This is a genomic window from Bradyrhizobium sp. (assembly GCF_049581145.1).
Classification (GTDB): domain Bacteria; phylum Pseudomonadota; class Alphaproteobacteria; order Rhizobiales; family Xanthobacteraceae; genus Bradyrhizobium.
Genome location: NZ_JBAURI010000048.1, coordinates 1 through 3,945, shown reverse-complemented (window position 1 = coordinate 3,945; position 3,945 = coordinate 1). Strand labels below are relative to the sequence as shown.

Sequence of the window (3,945 nt, the reverse complement as noted above, 5' to 3'; positions counted from 1 at the left end):
GGCGTGCAGCATGGTGACAAACCCGCCCTGCTGGTACAGCCACGCCACCAGGCCCACCGAAGCGCCGGCGGCGGTGAAGCCGACAAAATAGCGCACCGAATAGGCGCGCGAGCGCCACTGTTCGCTGGTGTATTTGCCGACCATGGCGTCGTTGACGGTGACCTGCCCGAACGCCCCCATGACGATGCCGATCGACACCAGGATCAGCGGCAGGTTCGATAGCGTCGCCGCCAGATAAAGAAACGGCGCCAACACAAAGGACAGCGGCAGCGATACCGTCTTCAGCGAATGCCGGTCGAGCAATCTCCCGATGGTATATTGCGTCATGGCGCCGAACACATAGACGCAGGCCGCGATCACCCCGAGCAGCGCCGGGCTTCGGGTGACGTCGGCAAGCCTTTCCGCGAACAGCTTTGGCAGCGCCACCGTCACCGCGTTGAAGGTGGTGGAGATCGCGATCACCACGATCAGGAGCGCCAGGACCACCCGCCACATGTCCTCTCTGGCAACGCGCGCCTGGGCGGCCGCCTGCTTCGAGCCCTTGCGGTCCTCGTGCACGACGGCGCGGGCGAAGGCGAGGCCGATCAGGACCGTGACGAGGCCGGGAATGACGAATGCGAAACGCCAGCCGAGATATTGCCCGATCACGCCGGTCGCCAGCGCCGAGGACGCGACGCCGAGATTGCCCCAGACGCCGTTCAGCCCCATCTCGCGGCCGAGCCGATCAGCATAGGACACCAGCATCGCGGTGCCCACCGGATGATAGATCGAGGCGAACAGGCCGATCGACAGCAGCGCCGCGCCGAGCTGCAACGGTGTCCGCACCAGGCCGACCGCGATCATGGACGCGCCGATGCCGAAAAAGAAGATCACCAGCATGTGGCGGCGGCTCCAGCGATCGCCAAGCCAGCCGGTCAGGAGCGATCCGGCGCCGAATGCCATGAAGCCCGGCGTCGCATAGGGCAACAGCTCGGAATAGGCCATGCCGAGCGCGGGTCCCATGATGATGACGGCCGCGGCAAAGATCAGCATCGCGTAGTGGTCGATGAAATGCGCGGCATTGACGAAGCCGATCACCTGGCTGGAGCTGTTCATGGCCGATTCCCGTTATGTCTTCGGATAGGTTATAGATTCTTGTGCTGTCGGGATGCCGCCAATGACTATCGTCGAAAAGCCAATCCACGCCGTTCCAGGCGACCATCGCGCGACCGGCGACGGCGTGCATCTGGTGGCGCGCAACTACAAGAAGGGCGTCCGGCTCGACACCCACATGCACCGTGAGGCGCAACTGGTCTATGCGGCGAAGGGCACGATGCAGGTGACGACCCCCAAAGGGCGCTGGCTGGTGCCGCCCGACCGCGCGGTCTGGGTCCCTGCCCGGCTCGAACATGCGATCGACGTGCTCGCCGACATCCAGATGCGTACGCTCTATTTCGATGTGGCGTGGCTGAAGCGCGAGCAGCGCGACAGGAGCCTGCGATCGGAGTTCGTAGTGCGGGTCTCGCCGCTGCTGCACCAGGCGATCCTGGCGCTGTTCCACCCCCGCAACAGCCAGGAGCGCACCGCGCTCCTGGTCAAGCTCGTGATGCTGGAATTGCACCGCGCGGAGGATTCCGCGACCTTCATTCCGCTGCCGCACGAGCCGCGCTGCCGCCGCGCCGCGGACCTGGTGCTCGCCGATCCGACCGGCGGCCACGAGATCGAGACGCTGGCCGAGAGGGTGGGCACCTCGGCGCGGACGCTGTCGCGGTTGTTCTCCTCGGAAACCCAATTGAGTTTCAAGAGCTGGTGCCAGCGCGCCCGCATCGCGTCCGCGATCGAAAAGCTGTCGACGGAAGCTTCGATCTCGATCAAGCAGCTCGCCGCCGACCTCGGCTACGCCAGCGTGCCGGCGTTTTCCCATGCTTTCCGCCAGGTCACCGGCAAGACGCCGACGGAATTCATGCAAAAGGCATAGCGCTCATTCACCTTCACCGCACCGCGACGTGATCCGAGTTTCCCGATCATCAGGTCTTTCGTGGCCAGCCAGGTCCTTTGCAGCGATGCCAAAATTCTGCACAATCGCCATGCTTGATTGTGATCGGCTTGGCCATAAATCCTGTGTAAGGTCGGCCGATCAAATGGATTCGATTTAGCTCATGGCCAACGCCTTCTTTTCCGACTTGCTTTCAACCATTTCCGAGCGCGGGCGCATCCTGCTCCGCCGCGCCGGCCCGACCGACGGCAAGCCCGAAGCCACCGACATGATCGAGCTTTGCGAGGCGGTGTTGTCGGGCCGGGGCGAGGCCACCGGCACCGCGATGGCCCGAGAGGTGCTGGACCGCTATCACGACCTCGACGCCGCGGGGCGCCGTTCCTTTTTCGAGGCCCTGGTGCGAAATTTCGGCCCCGACCGCGAGCGGCTGGCGCAGGCGATCGAGGCCTGGCGAGCCCAGCCCAATGACGATGACGCCGGCAACCTGCATTTCGCCTCCGAACCGCGACGGCAGGAACTGATCCGCCGTCTCAATCGCGCGCCGGGGGGCACCGGGGAATTGGTGGCAATGCGCGCCGATCTGCTTTCGCAGATGAACGGCCACAGCGATCTCGCCGCGCTGGACCGCGACATCGTGCATCTGTTGGGGTCGTGGTTCAACAGGGGGTTTCTCGTGCTGCGCAAGATCGACTGGTCGACGCCGGCGAACATTCTGGAGCAGATCATCCGCTATGAGGCGGTGCACGAGATCAGCGACTGGGACGATCTGCGCCGCCGCATCGACCCCGTCGACCGCCGCTGCTACGCGTTCTTTCATCCGGCCATGGTCGATGCACCGCTGATTTTCGTCGAAGTGGCGCTGACCGAGGCGATTCCGGCGGCAATCGCGCCGCTGCTCGCGGTGGACCGGCAGCTGGTGCCGGTCGAGCGCGCCCGCACCGCCGTGTTCTATTCGATCTCCAACACCCAGCGCGGGCTGGGCGGCATTTCCTTCGGCAACTTCCTGATCAAGCAGGTGGTCGAAGAACTGCGCCGCGAACTGCCGAAGCTCGAGAACTTCGTGACGCTGTCACCGGTGCCGGGCTTCATGTCGTGGTTGAAGCAGGGCAACGATCTGCCGCTGTCGGACGAGGACCGCGCGCTGCTGAAACATCTCGATGAGCCGAACTGGTTCGACAATCCGGAGCTGGCGGCGCAGCTGCGCGCACTGATGGAGCCGCTGGCCGCCCATTACTTCCTCAAGGCGCGCACCTTGAAGGGACGGCTGATCGATTCGGTCGCACGCTTCCATCTCGGCAACGGCGCGCGGCTCGAGCGCATCAACTGGCTCGGCGATCGCTCCGTGAAAGGCCTGCGCGAATCCGCCGGCATCATGGTCAACTATCTCTATCGCCTCGAGGACATCGAGAAGAACCACGAATCCTATGCCAATGACGGCGACGTGGTCGCCTCAAGCGCGGTGAGGAGGCTGTTGAAGACCGAGGGGCGGCGGCTTCTGGACATGCGGCTGTCGTAGAGATCGGTTGCGAATATCGCCGTCATGGCCGGGGCGATGGCCGCCCGACGGATGGCATCGCTCGCCTGTCCCGGCCGGCCACGTATTGGCCTCATGCAGGAAAAACGCGGATGCCCGGGTCAAGGCTGGACAAACCCCGGCATGACGAACTTGATCGAAATGACATCTGGATGAAGCGGTGTGGCGTCCAGGGATGGACGTCGCCTTACGCCTCGCAGCCGGCCAGCGCCAGCGTGCGGCGGGCGTTGTATTTGATGGCGTGGTTCATCCGTTCGATTTCCTTCAAGCCTGTCGCGATGATGGCCTGGGAGGATTCGAGGTCGATGATCAGCTTGTCGAGGCCTTCGTTGATACCCACCAGGCGCGCGCTTTCCATTTTCCCCATCAGGCGCACGATCTCGAGGCTCGTCGTCAACCGCTTCATCTCGTCGCAATCCTGCTGGAAGGCCTCGGT

General features: G+C 64.2%; 4 protein-coding genes. 2 read left to right on the top strand and 2 right to left on the bottom strand.

The genetic code is table 11. The features are described from left to right. On the bottom strand, positions 1-1,095 hold a 1,095-nt coding region (locus WCB02_RS01475; RefSeq protein WP_423955565.1), incomplete at its 3' end, for an MFS transporter. Positions 1,096-1,156: 61 nt separating this feature from the next. Here WCB02_RS01475 and WCB02_RS01470 point away from each other — a divergent pair. Further along, complete coding sequence (locus tag WCB02_RS01470) at positions 1,157-1,957, top strand: AraC family transcriptional regulator (RefSeq protein WP_423955562.1); 801 nt, start codon at positions 1,157-1,159, stop codon at positions 1,955-1,957. Positions 1,958-2,138: 181 nt separating this feature from the next. Beyond that, positions 2,139-3,491, top strand: coding sequence for a malonyl-CoA decarboxylase (locus tag WCB02_RS01465; protein ID WP_423955559.1), 1,353 nt, complete (start codon positions 2,139-2,141; stop codon positions 3,489-3,491). Positions 3,492-3,696: 205 nt separating this feature from the next. Here the strand turns inward: WCB02_RS01465 and WCB02_RS01460 are convergent. Beyond that, positions 3,697-3,945, bottom strand: a 249-nt coding sequence (locus tag WCB02_RS01460; RefSeq protein WP_423955557.1) for a hypothetical protein, incomplete at its 5' end; no start/stop codon positions are given.